The 18,260-nt window shown below is 54.1% G+C and carries 14 protein-coding genes; 5 read left to right on the top strand and 9 right to left on the bottom strand.

What is annotated here, in order from left to right:
- Positions 1-182 precede the first annotated feature (182 nt).
- The 3 genes from LOC67_RS01890 to LOC67_RS01880 all read right to left on the bottom strand — a co-directional run bounded on the left by LOC67_RS01890 (position 183) and on the right by LOC67_RS01880 (position 3,086).
- Positions 183-1,067 carry a sugar phosphate isomerase/epimerase family protein gene (locus tag LOC67_RS01890; protein WP_230260787.1) on the bottom strand — a complete coding sequence of 295 codons (885 nt, stop codon included), beginning with the start codon at positions 1,065-1,067 and terminating at the stop codon, positions 183-185.
- A gap of 50 nt (positions 1,068-1,117) precedes the next feature.
- Positions 1,118-2,146 carry a zinc-binding dehydrogenase gene (locus tag LOC67_RS01885; protein ID WP_230260785.1) on the bottom strand — a complete coding sequence of 343 codons (1,029 nt, stop codon included), beginning with the start codon at positions 2,144-2,146 and terminating at the stop codon, positions 1,118-1,120.
- Positions 2,147-2,387: 241 nt separating this feature from the next.
- On the bottom strand, positions 2,388-3,086 hold the full coding sequence (locus LOC67_RS01880; RefSeq protein WP_230260783.1) for an orotidine 5'-phosphate decarboxylase / HUMPS family protein: 699 nt from the start codon (positions 3,084-3,086) through the stop codon (positions 2,388-2,390).
- Positions 3,087-3,322: 236 nt separating this feature from the next.
- On the opposite strand from LOC67_RS01880, the gene LOC67_RS01875 reads away from it, so the two are divergent.
- Entirely contained in the window at positions 3,323-4,855 is a 1,533-nt protein-coding gene (locus LOC67_RS01875) for a HEAT repeat domain-containing protein (RefSeq protein WP_230260781.1), read from the top strand.
- Positions 4,856-4,944: 89 nt separating this feature from the next.
- Here LOC67_RS01875 and LOC67_RS01870 read toward each other — a convergent pair whose 3' ends face one another.
- Positions 4,945-6,285, bottom strand: coding sequence for a hypothetical protein (locus tag LOC67_RS01870; protein ID WP_230260779.1), 1,341 nt, complete (start codon positions 6,283-6,285; stop codon positions 4,945-4,947).
- Positions 6,286-6,835: 550 nt separating this feature from the next.
- Here LOC67_RS01870 and LOC67_RS01865 point away from each other — a divergent pair.
- Positions 6,836-8,011 carry a trans-sulfuration enzyme family protein gene (locus LOC67_RS01865; protein WP_230260777.1) on the top strand — a complete coding sequence of 392 codons (1,176 nt, stop codon included), beginning with the start codon at positions 6,836-6,838 and terminating at the stop codon, positions 8,009-8,011.
- The gene (locus LOC67_RS01860) at positions 8,008-9,171 is read left to right on the top strand and encodes a trans-sulfuration enzyme family protein (RefSeq protein ID WP_230260775.1); all 1,164 of its coding nucleotides are present in this window, start codon (positions 8,008-8,010) and stop codon (positions 9,169-9,171) included. The genes LOC67_RS01865 and LOC67_RS01860 overlap by 4 nt, the downstream gene beginning before the upstream one ends.
- Positions 9,172-9,251: 80 nt before the next feature.
- Here the strand turns inward: LOC67_RS01860 and LOC67_RS01855 are convergent, their stop codons facing one another.
- The 3 genes from LOC67_RS01855 to LOC67_RS01845 all read right to left on the bottom strand — a co-directional run bounded on the left by LOC67_RS01855 (position 9,252) and on the right by LOC67_RS01845 (position 12,498).
- Positions 9,252-10,403, bottom strand: a complete 1,152-nt coding sequence (locus LOC67_RS01855; RefSeq protein WP_230261578.1) for an iron-containing alcohol dehydrogenase — start codon at positions 10,401-10,403, stop codon at positions 9,252-9,254.
- A 158-nt stretch (positions 10,404-10,561) separates the two neighbouring features.
- Positions 10,562-11,533, bottom strand: coding sequence for a serine O-acetyltransferase EpsC (gene epsC / locus LOC67_RS01850; RefSeq protein ID WP_230260773.1), 972 nt, complete (start codon positions 11,531-11,533; stop codon positions 10,562-10,564).
- A gap of 569 nt (positions 11,534-12,102) precedes the next feature.
- A complete protein-coding gene (locus LOC67_RS01845; protein WP_230260771.1) occupies positions 12,103-12,498 on the bottom strand; it encodes a hypothetical protein in 396 nt (131 codons plus the stop codon).
- A 410-nt stretch (positions 12,499-12,908) separates the two neighbouring features.
- Here LOC67_RS01845 and LOC67_RS01840 point away from each other — a divergent pair, with 410 nt between their 5' ends.
- Positions 12,909-13,331 (top strand): hypothetical protein, encoded by a 423-nt coding sequence (locus LOC67_RS01840; RefSeq protein WP_230260770.1) that lies wholly within the window; start codon positions 12,909-12,911, stop codon positions 13,329-13,331.
- Between the two features lie 307 nt (positions 13,332-13,638).
- On the opposite strand, the gene LOC67_RS01835 is transcribed toward LOC67_RS01840, so the two are convergent.
- Both LOC67_RS01835 and LOC67_RS01830 read right to left on the bottom strand, forming a co-directional pair.
- Positions 13,639-15,051 carry a tetratricopeptide repeat protein gene (locus tag LOC67_RS01835; RefSeq protein ID WP_230260769.1) on the bottom strand — a complete coding sequence of 471 codons (1,413 nt, stop codon included), beginning with the start codon at positions 15,049-15,051 and terminating at the stop codon, positions 13,639-13,641.
- A 229-nt stretch (positions 15,052-15,280) separates the two neighbouring features.
- Entirely contained in the window at positions 15,281-16,834 is a 1,554-nt protein-coding gene (locus LOC67_RS01830) for a sigma-70 family RNA polymerase sigma factor (protein WP_315861020.1), read from the bottom strand.
- A gap of 828 nt (positions 16,835-17,662) precedes the next feature.
- Between LOC67_RS01830 and LOC67_RS01825 the strand changes: the two genes are divergently transcribed.
- Positions 17,663-18,196, top strand: a complete 534-nt coding sequence (locus tag LOC67_RS01825; RefSeq protein WP_230260767.1) for a hypothetical protein — start codon at positions 17,663-17,665, stop codon at positions 18,194-18,196.
- Positions 18,197-18,260: the final 64 nt, after the last annotated feature.

Genomic DNA, 18,260 nt, shown 5'->3' with positions numbered 1-18,260 from the left:
GCGCGATCGCGGCTCAATGCAACTGAACCATCTGAGCCGAAAAGGCGCTAGCTTCGGTTATGTGTTTCGTAAGAACACACCTGCTAGCACCAAGACTCTCAAACAACCGTCGCTAGCGCGATCGCGGCTCAGTGGATCCGAACCACCTGAGCCGAAAAGGCGTTAGCCTCGGTTGATTTAAATCAGCTCCAATGCTGGGCGATCTTGTCTTTCAAAAACGCCACACTGCGTCGCAACTGGTCCATCCCATCGACGCCATCTTCAATGCTGATCCAACTATCGAATCCTTTGGATCGCAACTCCGAAAAGATCGCGTCATAATCGTTCAAGCCTTTGCCGATTTCACCGTGACGCAATCGCTTTGCGTAACCTTCGGCCCCGCCCTCTTCGTTACGCAAATCTTCGATGGTGCCTTCGGCTAGATAGCGGTCACTCGCATGCATCGTGACGACACGATGCGAAACTCGCTTTAACAATTCCAGTGGATCTTCACCGGCAAGATAGGTATTCGAAGGGTCATAGTTGACGCCAAAATTCGGATCGTCGATTTGATCAACCAGCTTGCAAAACACATTCATTTTTTGGGCGAATTCGGGATACAGCCAAAAGTCATCCTTGTAATGATTTTCAAGGATCAATGTGATGTTGCGTGCTTTGGCAAACGGCAAACAGGCTTCGATACAATCGGCCGCAAGTTTGACACCTTCATCCACACTCAACTCAGGACGACGTTGACCGCTAAGCACCCGACAGTAGCTGCCGCCGAGGATTTCTGTCATCTCGATCCAACGTTTTTGCTTCGCGATTTCGGAATCTCGAAACGCCTGATCGGGATGCGTGAAATCGGGCGAACAACACATCATCGGGACCACTTTGCCAGTGTCCTCGACCATTGACCGAAACGCAGGCCAATTGGATTCGTCTTCCATTTCGAGGAAACCGGCGTACCACTCCAGTCCATCCACTTCCAAGTCGGCAGCGAGCCCGATCCACTGGGCAACGGTCATCGTTCCGTCTTTGCACAGCGCGGTCATGAAGGCTTTTGGGAAAGCCGCTAGCTTTGGCATCTTCGTTTGCTCCGTAAGTTGCTAAAAATCGTGGTGTCGATCGGGTCTTTTCAAACAGGCTTCAAGACGCTTTTGACAACCGCGCCGGAGTGCATCTTTTCGAAAGCTTCGTGCCACTGATCGATTGGCCAAACGCCACCGATGATTGGCCGGACATCCAGCGTTCCGCTACCAAGTAACGCCAGTACCCGTTCCCAGATCGGCCAGTTGTGACTGAAACTGCCTTGCAATGTCACGTTCTTTTGAACCAATGGATCGAGATTGAATCCGAGTGGCTGCGGCCCCCAGCCGACCTTGCTGATCCATCCGGCCGGACGCACCAAATCGATCGCGATCTTCAGTGTCGCACTGGCTCCGGCCGCATCAATGACTCCGTCGCAGCCCAGACCATCACGCTTCCGCGCCCATTCAGATGCGTCTCCGATGATGGTTTCGCAACCATAGGCTTCGCTAGCGATTTTCAAGCGGTGCGCATCCTGCTGCAAACCGACCAATGCGACCTCGGCTCCACACAAGCGGGCGACGGCCGCACAGAGAATACCGATGGTGCCGGGGCCAAGAACGATCACACGATCACCAGGTTCGATCCTGGCATTTTTGACAACCGCGTTGTAAGCGACACAACAAGGCTCGGTCAGACAAGCTTGTTCAAAAGGCACATTGTCGGGAACGTGATGCAGAATACGTGAAGGGACACGAACGAATCTGGTCATCGCGCCGTCAACGCCATAACCGAAACCTTTGCGTGTCGAATCCAAGTTATACAAACCTCGACGGGTCATCGGATTGTCCTTCGAAATGATCGCGGCGGTTTCAGAAACCACACGATCACCCTCGGACCAACCGACAACGTCAGAACCGACCTCCGCAATATGCCCTCCGAACTCGTGCCCTAGGATCACCGGGTAGTTGACCGGCCAAGAATGGTCCGAGGTCCACTGGTGCAAGTCGCTTCCACAGACGCCGACGTTGGCGACTTCAAGCAGCACATCGTCACGTCCGATCTCGGGCTTCTCGACATCACGGACTTCGACAGAACCTTTTTCAGGTGAATAGTTAACGACAGCGGCGGACTTCATGGGATGTTTCGCGTGATAGCGATCCGAGGGAGGAGAATAAACGGTGCGTGGAGAAGTAGACAGATTCAGTTTGCTTCGGAGCGACACAAGCTGTGTTCAGTGATCGGCACGATTGGCTAGTGCTTCGTTCCATATGAAAATACGGGTTCGGGTCATCAGCCGACGGGCGTTTGCCGGTTATTGCACTCAAACCGTGGCTAACGCCATACGGCTAATCCTAAAATCGAGCTGGAACGATGCACTAGCCTGCCTTGACTTCCTGTGCGTGAACAGCGTCACAAATCATTCGCAAACTTTCTTCCAGATTGCCGTCTGCCGTTTTAAAGGCATCGGCATCAATCGTTAGCGGTGCACCAAGAACCACCAGTGGTGCACCGTGGCTTGGACAAGCGATCGCTTGCTCAAGTGACAATCCACCGACGGCTTGAACAGGCACGTTGACCGCATTGACAACATCACGCAGTTGATCCATTGGGCTGGGCATGCGATGTCCCGCTGCGGCAATCCCGCGCCGTTCGTCATAGCCGATGTGGTGGATGATGTAATCGCACCCAAGGTCTTCCAACCATCGTGCGCCGGCGACCATGTCCTCGCTGACCATGTTGTCACCCATCACCTTGACACCAAAATCGTTGCCAGCCTGGACTACACATTTGACCGTTTCGGCATGTGCCCGGGCCATGACGACAACATGGGTCGCGCCTGCTTTGGCCATCATCTCAGCCTCCAGGTACCCTCCATCCATCGTTTTCAAATCCGCGACGATCGGTGTTTCTGGAAAAGCCTGACGCAATGCGCGAACCCCGTGCAGGCCTTCGGCGAGGATCAGCGGTGTACCAGCCTCGAGCCAATCGACGCCCGCTCGCAATGCCAGTGCGGCGGTGTCCAAAGCTTCATCGATGTTGGTCAAGTCAAGCGAAATCTGAACGGTGGGTTTCATCTGGCGGGCGGGGAATCGTTTGGGGAGGGGCTGAACTATCGCGGGAGACGTATGCTACCACGTGACCGCCAGACCGTGGCGTTCCGCCGGAAACTCACGGAAACCGAACTTCTCTGAATCCGTCCCGGAACTGGGCATCCGGAATGGAACCTAAACGATGGGTCGACAAAAAACGTTGCTAGGCCGAAACTGGGGGATGAATAACCGTTTCTTCTACGACTTTCCCTGGCACCACTGTGTCTTTAGAAACCACCCTGTCTTCGCTCGTCGGCCCAGAATCGGACCCCGTGGCTGCGGGCTACCGACTAAAAGAAATCGCGAGCGGAGACTCCGATTCGGCAAAGCAAGTTTTGCAATACTTCGGTGAACATGCCGAGCCGCTATCGCAATCGGATCCCGCCATCATCGGAACACTGCTGCGAATCGTTCATTCACAGCTTGCCACCGGCGAAAACGCGAAAGAAGCCCTTTCTTCGGTCGATCCCAATCTTGTCAATCAGATCGACATCGCGCTCCCGAATAGCGTCACCAACCGACACCTGTTGCTGCAGTTGCTCGCGCACGCGCGTTCCGATCAATCATTGCAAGTCTTAGTCAGCCGATTGCTCGCGCGTCCCTTGGAAGACTGGATGCAAGTCGGACAAGTCCTCGGCCCCTTGATGAGTCACGATGACTGGGACACCGACGCGGTCTTTCCAAAGATTTTGGAGTCGATTTCAGAGCCGTCCATGGCGGCCCCGATGCTCGACTTGGCCAACTACCTTTATCGCAGTGAACGCGTCGACCCACATCCGGCAGAGTCGCTGACCAACTCGCTGCAAGAGCTGCTTGGCGCCGTATCACGTCGGCTGGAACGATTCGAAGAAGATCCACGTTCGCTCGGTGACGATGTACCTACAGTTCAAAAACGACTTGGTGAAGCCGTCGCACTGGCGGTTTCGCTATGTGACTGCTTGGCTTCGATTGGCGATCCGACTTCGGTAGCCAAACTGAACCAGACGGTTACCCTGAAACACCGCCGCGTTCAATGCGAAGCCGCAGGTGCACTGGCAAAACTCGGTGACGAAGACGGACGCAAACGGTTGATCGAACTCGCGGACGAACCCGCCGCACGACTGCGTGCGATCGCCTATGCAGACGAGCTTGGCTTCGCGGACGAAATTGATGAAAAGCTCCGGACGGACGAAGCCACCGCAGAAGCCGAGATGGCGTTGTGGTTAAGCCAACCGCACCAAATGGGCGTGCCGCCGACTCATGTCGAAGTCGCCGCGAACCGACGATTGCTATGGCCCAGCTTCGATGACCCTGTTGATGTCATCCTGGTGCGGTTCGAATACAACACCGGCAATAGCGTTTACAGCAACATCGGATTGACCGGCCCAGGCGTTTGCGCGCTTAGCTGTGACCTGGCCGATATGCCGATCGATGACATCTATGCGATTTACGCCGGCTGGCATGCCGAGCACCCAGACATTTTTACGGTCCCTGCGGAATCGCAAAACGAAGCTCAGATACGTGCGATGGAAGCGTTCCTACAGCACTTACAGCACCTCGGTTACGAAGACGTCAAACCGAAGCTGCTAGGTCTGTTCCTTGATGAACGTGCCGGTGTGTTCTCGGCAACACGTGAAGGCACTGAATGCTTGGTCGTGACAGACAACTTGGAAACGATCGACCACGCGACGGCAGGACGCAACCGTCCCTTGGGCCCCGAAGACATCTTTAACCTATTCAAAGGCCGGAAGATGCTAAGAACGTTTAACCCATAGCGTCTTCATGCGTTAACGCATCACAAACACCGACGGCGGTCTTCAGCGATGGCTTGAGACCGCCTTTGGCGAGGACATAGCGAATTCACTTATGAATCGCTTTGCACGGCGGGTACGTCTTTCCCATCACCATCGAGCAGCTTCAAAACCGATTTACGGATCGCTTTGCGAGACTCCGCTTCTTTGCGTCGCTGTTGCTGAAAGATCTTAAACTGCTGAAACTCTTTCGGCCCAGCTTCCATGCCATGTTGCTTGAGCTGCACCTGGATATCTTCCCAGGCTTCCTTTTCTTCTTCGGTCATCTCAAGTTCGGACTCTTCATCCGCGGCAGCATTGCCTTCCAGAGCAACCGTCAAGTCTTCGATGATGATTCCCAACACATCGTGTTCGGCAGGCTTTGCGAAACCAACTTTCATCACTGACAGACCATACAAATGTGCGATCGCGGCTGCGGCGACATCGCTAACAAGCACATCGCTTTCTCGACTGCCAACATAGTTCTTTCGGACAATAACGGTCAGATCATCTAAGTAGGGCTTCAGGCGTTCGGCATCCTCGGCGGTGCCACGACTTGCCAACGCTTGCATCGCCCGACAAAGCAGCTGTTCATCTGGGTTCTGGTTCAGCGTATCGATGGCCAAGTCACGGGCAACGTCCATCTTCCAATCCAAAGCGATCCGTAGGATTCGATCACGGATGCCCAGATGGCTTTGCTTCATCCATTTCGTCACGATGACTTTGAATGGCTCGCCAAACGCCGGGTCGCCACGCAGATCATTTGCCGGGTGAAGCTGCAGCAATGTGTAAATGTTTAAATCCAATTGCAGATCGGTTTGCACGTCACTAATCGCCGGTGGCAAAAGCAATGCCAACAGATCGATTCGTTGTGGCGATTGAGAAATGCCGATGCCACGAACACTCTGCTGGCCACTGACTTTATTAAGCGCTTCGAGCACCTCACGCTTGCTGCCTCCGAACGACCGAACGGCAAAAGGATATTCGCGATATAGCTCGACAAAGATTTCGCGAACTTGCGGTGTGTCCTTGAACAGTTTTTCGAATTCAGGCCAGCCTTCCAAGTCAGTCGGTTGCCCATCAAGAAAGCGATCGATTTCGCCTTCGAACTCGCGTTCGTTCAGCAGCGAGATGATTCGTTCGAGCCGTTCAAGCTGCTCCAGATCGTTCGAGCGATCTCGCAACAGCTTCATCCGCCGAACTGCCGGCGCGCCGAGTTCGAACAGCTTCTCCGAAGCCATCTCACGAACTTTGAATTGATCGCTACCAAGCTGATGCACCCACTGATCGATCTGCTGGTCGCTGACCTTCGCAGATGCGGGTTGGGCTTCTTCACCCTGCGGTGACTGAGCCTTTGCCGGTCCGGCGCTGGCGAAAAGAAAAACCAAACAGCCAAATGAGATCGCTCTGAACATGCTTGCCATCCGCCCCCCTGCAGCCGACGAGCCCCCTGCAGCCAACCAGGTTGAGACCGCCCGAGAGCTGATGAACAAACCGGTTTCCTCGATTGAGGGACGTTGTTTTGCCAGCATGAATCCTTCCTGACGTACGCTTCGGTTCGGTCGCAAACGGGGGCTCAGTGACGGGTCACCCGCATCACACGATGAGACGTAAAGCCAGTCAGAACACCGACATCGGTCGCCGTTTTGGGCAGGCATCTGTGAATTTGGATGGATCATGCCGTCAATCAGGTCGGTGATTTGACATTGCGGTTACAGCAAAAACGTTTTGTCTTGTCGATTCTATCTTGCCCAGCTAGTCTGTGTGGAGTGACATTCCAAGGCAACTAAAGTCTCGGGTGTATTTAACGGGATTTAAGGCCACTTGCAGCCATACTGCTAAAGAGCCATGAGAACTGAACAATCTGCATGCGACGCGACAGCGTCATCGAAGGCGACGACCAATTCTAGCGCCCAAAACGTTTCGACAAGCCGATCGGATTCCGCCCACCAGAGTGGTGGCGAAATGAAAAAGGCTGATCTCTCGACACAATGTGTCCATGCCGGCGAAGCTCGCCAAAAGGATTCCGGCAGTATCACCACACCGGTCTACACCGCGGCGACATTCACATTCGAATCGACCGACGACCTGCTGAGGTTCGTTAACGGCGAAGAGCAACGTGAAGAGTACGGGCGGTACGGCAATCCGAACGAACGAAGTGTCGAAGCCAAGATCGCTGCCTTGGAAAAGGCCGAAGAGGCGATCGTCTATGGAAGCGGAATGGCAGCGATCGTCGGATTGCTGATGACGAAGCTTTCTGCTGGCGATGAAATCGTTTTCTTTGATCAGTGCTACCACCGCAGTCGCGAATTCTGCGCCAAGCACCTTTCACGCTTTGGTGTCGTCACCCGCCAGGTGAAAACCGGTGACTACGACGCGATGGAAGCGGCGATCAACAGCAACACAAAAATGCTGGTCAGCGAATCGCCAACCAACCCACACCTCTCCGTCATCGACTTAGAACGCTTTGCCGCTGTCGGCAAAGCAAACGAAGTCGAAACGTTGATCGATGCCACGCTGGCAACACCCTACAACTTGAACCCGACTGAGTATGGTGTTGATTACGTTTTGCATTCGGCAACAAAGTACCTTGGCGGACACAACGACCTGATCGCCGGCGTGATCTGCGGACGCAGCGAGCAACTGGAAAGCGTTCGCAAGATGCGTGGCATTCTTGGAAACATCAACTCGCCACACAACATGTATTTGTTGGAACGCGGATTGAAAACGTTTGAGTTGCGGATGCAGCGTCAAAACGAGAACGGGCTCCGCTTGGCTCAGTTCCTCGAAAACCATCCTCGAGTCGAACGCGTCTATTACCCAGGTCTGGAAAGTCACCCGACCCATGCGATTGCCAAAGCTCAAATGCGTGGCTTTGGAGGCTTGATCACATTCACCATTCGCGATGCGGATTGGAAACAAACCGCCAACGTCGTCGACGCGGCGCGCATCCCACGAATCGCACCCAGCCTTGGTGGCGTCGAATCGTTAATCGAACAGCCATTGGTGATGAGCTACTTTCACTGCACACCCGAGGAACGGCAACGTTTCGGAATCGCTGACAATATGATTCGTATGTCTTGCGGTATCGAAAACACCGATGACTTGATCGCCGACCTTGAGCAAGCACTAACCGCATGAGCAATCGCGAAAACGAAGTTCACTCCTTCAGGACTCGCGCCATCCATGACGGAAACGAAGTCGACCCTTCAACAGGCGCCGTCGTTCCGCCAATCCACTTCGCGAGCACATTTCGCCAACCCGGTGCTGGTGAATGGGGCGAGTTCGATTATTCACGCAGCGGGAATCCGACCCGTAGCCATCTACAGCAAACGCTGGCTTCACTGGAATCGGGCTGTGGATCACTAGCATTCAGCAGCGGAATGGCTGCGATTCACGGCGTCACGATGCTGCTGAATTCAGGTGATCACGTCGTCGCCGGTTGCGACCTGTATGGCGGTGCGTATCGACTGCTACACAAAATTTGCAATCGCAGCGGGATCTCAGTTTCGCTGGTCGACATGACCAATGTCGATGCGGTCGCGGAAGCGATTACCGACAAAACGCAATTGATCTGGGCCGAGACGATTGGCAACCCACGGCTATCGATTCCGAACCTGCCCAAGCTGGCTGAAGTCGCTAAAGAACACGAAGTGCTGATCGGAGTGGACAACACTTTTGGCACTCCCAGTCTGATCCGACCGTTGGAACACGGCATCGATATCGTGATGCATTCCGCGACGAAGTATCTCGGCGGGCATAGCGATTGCCTGGGTGGTACCCTTGCGGTTGCCGATCGTGAACTGTTCGACAGGCTGTATTACATCCAGAACGCCACCGGCGCGGTTTTGGATCCAATGAGTTCGTTCCTTATCAGCCGCGGATTGAAGACCCTGGACCTGCGTGTTCGCGAACAGAGCAAAACCGCACTGGCGATCGCCAAATGGCTTCAGGAACATCCCAAAGTCAAAAACGTTCTCTATCCCGGCCTGGATCACCATCCACAACATGCGTTGGCTGCCGAGCTTTTCGAAGGCGGATTTGGTGCGATGGTGACCTTTGAGCTGGATGCTGGTATCGAAGAAACCGCTCGCGTTTGCGAATCCACCAAGCTATTCCATCTGGCAGTCAGCCTGGGCGCTGTTGAGTCATTGATCGAGCAACCGGCAACGATGTCACATGCCAGCTACGATGCCAAGGATCGTGCAAAGTTTGGCATCACTGATGGCTTGATCCGACTATCGATTGGCCTTGAGTCATTCGAAGATCTACAAAGAGACTTGGCCACAGCGATCGGCTAGTCGCGGATACATCGCTAGCGAAAAGACGGTTTGCATATTCGCAAACCTGAGCCGTCATCCCGAACTTGACGGCTGATCAATCAGGCAACGCTACGATAAAGCTGCTCTGCGTTTTGCCGATCCAGCGGGATAGGATTAAAATTTCCGGTCCATTGCTGCAAAGCCTCTTCGACAAAACTTTCGATCCCACTGGCTGGAATCTGCAACGCGTTCAGGCTGGTCGCCAAGCCTGCTTCCTGAAGCCAATCTGTCACCATCGCGGCCAAACGCTCTGGTGCGTCAGCCTCGGTGACCGTCGGGTCGACTTCACGCATTAGTTCGGCATACCAGTCGGCATGCTTCTGACCATTCAATCGGATAACGGCTGGCAACATCAATCCGACTGCTTGGCCGTGAGTGATGTCATGTCGTGCGGTTAAAGGGTTCGCCGTCGCGTGGGCGGCACCCAACATCGACGTCTCGATGGCCATGCCTGCGAAACATGCTCCCAACTGCATCGAACTGCGTGCTTCGACATCTTGAGGATTCGTCAACACTGACGAGAAACCTGCGGCCAACAACCCAAACGCCCGCCGACTGTAAGTGATCGACATTGGATTTCGGCGATTGGTGACATAGGTTTCGATCGCATGTGAAATCGCATCGATTCCCGTTAGCGCCGTCACTTGGCGAGGCTGGGTGACGGTCAACTCCGGATCTAGAATCGCGATGCTGCAAGCAGCTCGCTTGTCACCACACGCCATTTTTACGTGGGTGTCGGCATCACTGATCAAGGCAAACGACTGAGCTTCACTGCCGGTCCCGCTGGTCGTGGGGACGGCAATCATGGGAAGCAAATCCGCAGTTGCCTTTCCGACACCGTGGTAATCGTGAATAGAACCGCCGCAGGAATAAACGAAGTTGATTCCTTTGCAACAATCCATGCTGCTTCCACCGCCCAGACCGATCAACAAATCAGGTTTCACTTCGGCCGCCTTCCTGACCCCCGCATCTACCATGGCAGAGGTGGGGTTTTCGGCAAAATCATGAAACGAATCCACTTGCAGGCCGGCTTGCTGAAGCAACTCCACCGCCCGGTCGAAATGCCCGGCTTTGACGATCCCGGAATCGCAAACCACCAAAACGCACTTGGGGCGGTATTCCGCAGCAAGGCTCCCAAGCTGGGTGAATACACCTTGCCCAAAGACAAAGCGAGTGCGATTGAGGACGTCGAATGATTGCAACGTTGGCATTGCTGGCGGGATGTAGTTCTGGCAGGAAGTAGTACCGGCTTGGAAGCTGTACTTGTCGGTGGGATTTTGTGGTGCCGGGTATTCTACCCCGAAGGCAAAGCGTTTTCGCGTCAAGGACTTCCCGATGCTAGCCTCCGGTCAAAGTCCAAACCTAAACTTCATATTTGGTAAGAACTGGCCCCGGATGACGAATTGTCTGTCGCGCTACCACGAACTTTCAGATCGGGCTTCTCTAAAATGACCGTCGTGTTCGGAGTTACGCTCTTGGTAATCCAGACACTCGAGCCGATCACGCTATCGTGGCCGATCACCGTCCGGCCGCCAAGGATGGTGGCGTTTGCGTACACCACCACGTTGTCTTCGATCGTTGGGTGTCGCTTTTGCCCACGGATCAACGAACCATCGTCGTCCGTTTTAAAACTCAGTGCCCCCAGCGTTACACCTTGGTAGAGCTTAACACGGTCACCGATCTCACATGTCTCACCGATCACAACCCCGGTGCCGTGATCGATAAAGAAATACTTTCCGATCCTCGCGCCGGGGTGAATATCAATCCCGGTTTGCTTGTGGGCCCACTCGGTCATCATCCGAGGGATAAACGGAACGCTTAGCTGTACCAATTCATGTGCGATACGATAAACGGTGATCGCTTCGATACCGGGATAGCAGAACACAACCTCATCGGTCGTCTGGCAGGCCGGGTCGCCATCGTATGCGGCTTGAACATCGGTTGCCAATGTCTTGCGAAGATCAGGGATGCGTTCAAGAAGCTCGATCGCCATCGCTTGGCCTTTCGCTTCGTAGTCGGTTTCATCTTCGCAATCCGAATGGTTGTTGCGAACACGATCCTCATGACGAAGTGCACGCGCAATTTGAGTGGTCAGCTTGTCGTGCAATGAATCAATGATGCTGCCAACGTGGTAAACGATGTTACCGGCATGAAGACCGATCTTTCGGCGATATCCTGGATACAACACATCCTTGATATCGAGCATGATCTCCACAATCGCTTCATAGCTTGGCAATGGACAGTGCCCCAGGTGATTGATTCCATCATCTGGGGTGTAACTGGCCACGATGCGATCGGTTAATCGCGGCAACTGCTCTTTCAGTCGTACGTCGGATGCCACGGCAATTTCTCTGACACGCTTGAATGAACGCGATCTGATCGGAAAGATGAACTCGTCCTGGCGATCGTGACAATCGCCACAGAACTTGATCGGCAGTGGCCCCTACAAAGACCTCGCCCTTCTGCGTCAAGGCCCGAAAGGCTCGCCGTTTGATTGTGGATACCAGACCAGTCCGCCAAACTAACATTTGGGTTCACCGGTTTTCCAAACTTTCATGCTTGGCAGTGTCCTGCGCCGCAAAGCTCCAAACCGTTCCGTGGAGCGATGCAGGCTTCGCGAGGCCCACAAAAGTTGTCGGCTACTGCCAACAGATCGGTGAGGATACTTCGCACCGCTAGCCTAAAGCCAGCCTCTCGCTGGACGGCCGTCAGCAATCGTAGGCTTGACGACAATCGCGGTTCGACCGGCAACTGCCAAGAACACCTTCCACAAAATCACAGGAGGCGTACGTCGACTGCGATCAGCGTCGTCACTAACAGGAGCCTGTATAGGTCGCGAGATGCAATCACACCAGTCGCGACCTGCTTACTGCGATAGTTCCACCACAGGAATCAGCCCGAAAGCGATACCTAGCGTCCGATTGTTGGCGGATCGCTTAGCAGAAAATCACGAGGACCGCGTACGGTGTAGTACGGGTACGCGACCTGCCCGGATGGTGGTCCAGGTGTGAAGTTCTGAGTCTGGCCACGCTGATGCGCCATTGCACCTGCGGACAAATGTGAACTGTAGTCCAATCCACCTTGCTGCCAGCCAATCGATCCTGGCGAGCATCCGGTGCGGCAGCCACTGCCACACGAGTTGCAGCCAGCCATCTTGCCGAGCAATCCGGAGCCACAGTTTCCAGTCGAACAGGTACCGGTCGAGCAGGCGCCGTTCGAGCAACCTTTGCGTGTTTGATGACGCAAGCAGCCGGTGCTTACAAGCAATAATCCGGCTAGTGATCCAATCCACATCCAACGGTTCATCGCGGAATCCTTTTGTGCTTCTTGCCAATCAGAGACCCCTATTGGTGCAAGCGATCTCTCCGAGTCATGAGCCAGATTGCGGGAACCTCTGGCACACTGTCACCATCGACGCTCCAGACGCCACGGTGCACACAATCCGTGCGACCAGCACAACGGTTTTCAAATCGCAATCGAAAAAATTACGCAAACTACCCAATCGTTGCTAGCATCAAGTTTGAGGCCTTGATTCACTTCAGCGAACTGGGATTGTCGCCGAGTGCAAAGAACTGGTAACGGCTTTCTTGAAGACGTCTGGACGTAAATCAGCTGCCAAACGCGAGTTCGCAATTCGCTTGCAATAAGAACTGCCGCGTTGACGTCGCCGTGCCAAAGAACTTTCGCCACCACACTCTGAAACAACGCCTTCAATCATGATTGAACGCCTTAAAACGATCGTCGCCGCGATGGCGATCATGCTTGGACTCGCTTCCACCGCGTCGGCTCAGGTTTCACTTTTCCCACAGAACGTCCCAGTCTCACCGGCCCAACGAAAAGCTCCATCGCTGGAAGAGTACTTGGTCAGCCGCTTGCGGGCGACATCGGAAGACCAACGGAACTATGTCCATGCAATCGTGCAGTTGATCGAACAAGGCCGACTGGAAAAGAAATTGGTACTGGCACTTGAGCGGCGATCACGAGGAAAGAACCCCGTGTTCCCACTGCCGGTGTTCGAACGAACCCTTCGATTCGAAGCGGCTCGGCGGCACATCACCGTTCCAACGATCCAGGAAATTGTCGCACGGAACGGCGCAACCGCGGTTCGTGCGGTTCAGGATTCACGCTTCACCCGTTAGCCAGACGACAGCAAAATTAGCGGGACAAAACGCTGTTTTCGCAGCGTGAAAGCGACATTAGTGCTTCGTTCGATATAAAAATACACGCTCGGGTCATCAGCCGACGGGCGTTGGCCCCGGTTGTTGAGTTCAAACCGTGGCTAACGCCATACGGCTAAACCTAAAATCCAGCGGGTTCGGGTCATCAGCCGATGGGCGTTAGCCCCGGTTATTGCACGGGAACCGTGGCTAACACCATACGGCTAATCCTAGAATCGAGTTGGAACGAAGCACTAGTCAATCAACAAGCTGCTAAGCATCTTGTTGTTCAATCATCCTTTTGTTCAAGCGATTGGAGATGCTGGTGCACGTCGTTGACCACTGGCGCCCAGTCTCGCATTTCTTTTTGGCGGAACAGCTTCAAACTCGGATACCATTCGGTTTGGTCGCCTTCACAAAGCCATCGCCAATCGGGAACTTTCCCCAACATCACCATCGTTGGCACGCCTAGTGAACCTGCTAAGTGCGCTAGCGACGTGTCGGTCGTGACAACCGCATCGATGTTCTTCATCACCGCAGCCGTATCGGTAAACGCGCCACCGGATGTGTCGGTATCGCTAGGTAGCTGACTGATTTTGCTGCCAAAATCCACTTGCGATACCTGCTCGCTACCAAATCCTTGCTGCAGGCTGATCAGATGAAAGTTGTCATCCTCTGCTAACGGGCGCAACACCTCTAAAGGCACACTGCGATAGACATCCGCGTGATGCTTTGGATTGCCTTGCCAAGCGATTCCGATTCGTTTGCGATGATCCTTGCCTAGACCATGCTTTTCCATCCAGTGATGCCAATAGTTCACCAGCGGTTCGGAAACATTCAGGTATCCCTGGTGGTTTCCATAGGTATGAAAGAACTCATGACCGAGTGGCAGCTCTCCGGTCGACTGATACCAACCGTCAACGGCTTCGATAAACGAAGCTTGATAGTCAACTGGTGGCAATTGGCTACCGGTTGGCAACAGCGACTGAATTCCGCGAACCGATGTGAACAACGGGATCATCGCTTGAGCACACTGGACCACAACGCTCGCGCCGGCTTGTGCCAACATTGACGCCACTCGAATGAAGTTCATCTCATCACCGCGTCCCTGTTCGGGATACAGCAAAATACTTCGTCCCTCGATTGGCTGTCCGGTCCAAAGAGGCGCCGGTGAACCGGGCCTTCTCATTCCGGCCATCTTCCATCGCCAGCGGTACTCGGGCCATCCGCGATCAAAGTCCCCCAGAAGCAGATAGATCACGCCCAGATTGCGGTGCAGTTCGGGATCATCCGGTGCAATTTGCAGCCCCTTTTCGTACCAAGCCAGCCCGCGTTCAATTTCGCCGGACCAGATCCAAAGCGTTCCACGGTTTTTGTAAACCGACAGATACTTTTCATCCAAAGCCAACGCTTTGCTGAAACATTGATCGCTCTCTTCGACATCACCAACCATGCGGAGCGAGTTGCCGAGGTTGTTCCACGCGATAGGAAATTGCTCTTTCAGAGAAATTGCGGTGCGGTACGAATCGACCGACTCCTGATAACGCCGTTGATCAAAAAGTGCGATTCCGAGGTAAACGTGAGCCTCAGGATTTCGCGGGGCCTGTTTGATTACGTGTTGGTAAACACGAAGGGCCTCATCGATTTTTCCAGATTGGTGAACCTTCCAACCTTGGGAAAGCACATCAGCAACGGTCGGCATTGATTTTGAAAGAAAAGCGGAGGAACGTCGTGACGAAGGGGAGTCACGCCAATGGTCCAATCGTCAAGAACGAAGTCAGGCCGTAATAAAGACGGCCGGGTAAATACAGCCGGATATACACGGCTAGAGATACACAGCCAGGTCCTAAAAAATTGAAGGCGACGATTATGGATCATAATCGTCGCCTTCGGTTGATCGTGTCACCGATGCGAATGCATCAAGTCGTGGCTTAGTCGAGGAATCCGACTAGGTCTTGGCTTCGACTCGGCTGCTGCAGCTTGCGAACGGCTTTGGCTTCGATCTGACGAATCCGTTCGCGTGTCACTTTAAAGATGTGCCCAACCTCTTCGAGGGTGTAGCTATAGCCGTCACCCAGGCCGTAACGTAGCTTGATGATTTCGCGTTCACGATACGAAAGCGACTTCAAAACGTTGGTAATCCGATCGCGAAGCATTTCCTGCGTCGCACCGATTTGAGGACTTTCGGCGGTTCCGTCAGGAAGCAAGTCACCAAACTGGCTGTCTTCGCTGTTACCGACTGGGCGGTCAAGCGAAATCGGGAATCGGCTCATTGTGAGAACGCGGCGAGCTTCTTCGACCGTCACGTCGGCGCGACGAGCGGTTTCTTCGATGGTGGGCTCACGTCCGAGTTCTTGAAGCAACTGACGAGCAACGTTGCGCACGCGGCTCATCGTTTCGACCATGTGGACCGGAATCCGGATGGTTCGACTTTGATCAGCAACAGCGCGGGTGATCGCTTGGCGAATCCACCAGGTCGCGTAGGTACAGAACTTGAATCCACGACGGTATTCGAACTTGTCGACCGCACGCATCAAACCGGCGTTGCCTTCTTGGATCAGGTCCAGGAACGACAGACCACGGTTACGATATTTCTTTGCGATCGAGACGACCAGACGCAAGTTACCTTCGCTGAGTTCACGTTTGGCTTGCTGATATTCGGAGTAGACCGATTTCAGCATTTTGACGCGATTGCGAAGCGAAGTTGGCGTTTCTTGGCAGGCGGTGAGAATCTGACGACGTTCGTGCAGCAGTTGCTCGCGGGTTTCGCGGCCGTGCTTGGTACGTTTTTGATCGTTGATCAGGTTGTCGATCTCGGTCAATCGGGCGCTGAACTTTTCCAGCAACTCGATGCGAGTCTCGATGCGTTGGGTACGCAGACCCAATTCTTCGATCAGACGCACAGCGCGACGACGACGACGGGCGAGCGAGCGCCATGCTTCTGCACGGCGACGCTTGGATGCACTTTTGCTGAGGGCGACCTTGAAATCGTGCTTATTTCGTTTGAGCAACGTTTGCAGGGTCAGCAGGTTGTGAGGCAAACGACCGATGATTTGCTCTTTTTCCAATCGGTCGGTTACGGAAACTTGAACGGTACGGTCAAACGGAAGCTGTCCGCGATAGACCTTTTTCAGCGTCTTGTAGGCTTCGACCAGAACGTAGTGGTTTTCCAGCAACTTCGTTCGGAAGCGTCGACGTGTTTCTTCGATGCGCTTTGCAAGTTCAATTTCCTGCCGTCGCGTCAGCAACGGGATCTCACCCATCTGCGTCAGGTACATACGAACCGGGTCATCGGACCAGGTTTCCGCCTCTTCAGCCAGCAGCTCATCGGGGCTGTCCAGTTGGACTTCACCTTCGGCTACTTGAGGCGATGAGACGCCGTCATCTTCGTTCTCGTCGACGGGCAATTTTCGAAAGCCACCGGTCACTGCTTCGGCAGACTGTGCGGCAACGTCGTCGAATTCGTCCAAGAGGGTATCGAACAAAGCTATGACTCCAGGAGGAATATTTCAGGTTGTTGAAGGATGATGTGGTGATCGGTGTGGTTGAGGCTACTAAGACTGGACGCTCGGTCCAAATCCAGGTCGCTTCAACCCGGCCGCACTTTGGCGGAACGTTCCGCTTGCCGTGCTTGGGGAAAGGCCAGAATCATGGTGTGGAAGAATCACTGACTACTCGCATCATTGAAATTCGCTGCGAAAACTCTACCACCCCTCTAACGCTTCCCTGGCGGCCTCTACCAATTGGAAAAACTTTCCTCTTGTCCCAATTGATTCTGATTGGTTGACTCTGTCGGTTGCTGAAAGTCGAACGCCATAGGCGCAGCGATCGACCGACAATTTCCCGTGCAAAATTCCCCAACTAGAGAAGCCCCCCTCGTAACGGTTTCTGATTCAGACGATTGCGTAAGCCGTTGCTATTTCTCAAATGGAAGCAAAAATCTCGGTTGAGAGTCTTACTCAATTTAATGAGGTCAGCATCCTGACACCCGCAAGCTGAGTCGTGCCGTCGTGGCCGTTCCCGATGTGTTCACGCCAACGTGATGGGAAGCAATTTCAATTCCTTTGAACTGCTGTACGAACAAATTAGTTCGCTATTTGACCGCGAGTCATCCGGGATGTCCGGCTATCAAATGCTAACGCGTCTGGGCCGCATTTCGTCCGAGTCAGAAAAAACACGGAATTCAGCGCGGCGTTAGCGATCCGATGCGGGAGCGGTGCGTAATGTGGCGTGTCGAGTACGAGTAAGATTCTAGTCCGGGCAAAGGCTCGGTCCAGCCGCTAACACTTCAAAAGTTCTTCATATTTCAGTCGATGTACTTGCTATCTTGCCCAAATTGTCAAGCGGATGTCCCGGTCACCCCAGCACAGGCGGGAGACTCCATTGCCTGCCCAAAATGCGCCGCATCGGTCCAAATCCCTAAGCTCGGTGAACTCCGCCAACTCGCGCCAGCCGCACCCACAGCGGACGCCAGTCGCGACGCTTCAAAGGTGGCAACAGGTGGCGGTGGATCGATCGGTTTTATCGCGCTGATGCTGCTAGCCGTTGCCGCCCTGCTCGCCGCCGGATATTGCGGAATTCGCTGGGCGGCAATCGAAGTCAATCAGACCTCCGAATCGCACATGAAAGAGATCCGTGAGAACTACGGCACCGCCGAACCGGCTTCGATGATTTTGGAATTCGAACACATGGAAAGTCAGTCGCTCGATCTGACCGCTCCGTTCGATTATCAGATCACCAACGACAAGAAGGCTCAGTGGGGACGCAACGCGCTGATCAGCGTTGGTGCTGCCGTCATCTTTGCTATAGGCGGCGTCATGCTCGGCTCACGCCGGCAATCGAGCTAAAGTTTTTCAACACTGTCAATCGGACACTTAGGATTCAGTCCAAGTGTTCGATCGCACTTGTTTG

This window comes from Stieleria sp. JC731 (assembly GCF_020966635.1).
GTDB lineage: Bacteria > Planctomycetota > Planctomycetia > Pirellulales > Pirellulaceae > Stieleria.
This window is presented reverse-complemented; position numbering and strand designations above follow the sequence as displayed.